This window comes from Pseudoalteromonas sp. T1lg23B, from assembly GCF_002964665.1.
Classification (GTDB): Bacteria; Pseudomonadota; Gammaproteobacteria; order Enterobacterales; family Alteromonadaceae; genus Pseudoalteromonas.
In genome coordinates this window covers 1-204 of the sequence record NZ_PQBZ01000029.1, presented here as the reverse complement: position 1 = coordinate 204, position 204 = coordinate 1, and the positions used below count along the sequence as shown (strand labels likewise).

Below are 204 nucleotides of genomic sequence, written 5' to 3'. Positions count from 1 at the left end.
TTTGACGAGCAGGCGGCGCAAGAGTCTATCGCCGATGAACTTGACGAATCAGACATCATCAGTGACGACTCGGACGATGAAGAAGACGCGCTTGATGTAGAATCTTTGGCGGAATTTGATGAACAGGCGGCGCAAGAGTCTATCGCCGATGAACTTGACGAATCAGACATCATCAGTGACGACTCGGACGATGAAGAAGACGCG

General features: G+C 51.0%; 1 protein-coding gene. It reads left to right on the top strand.

Annotated features, from left to right (window positions below):
- The coding region (locus C2M32_RS06670; protein WP_199886129.1) for a hypothetical protein at positions 1 to 204 on the top strand (204 nt) is incomplete at both ends.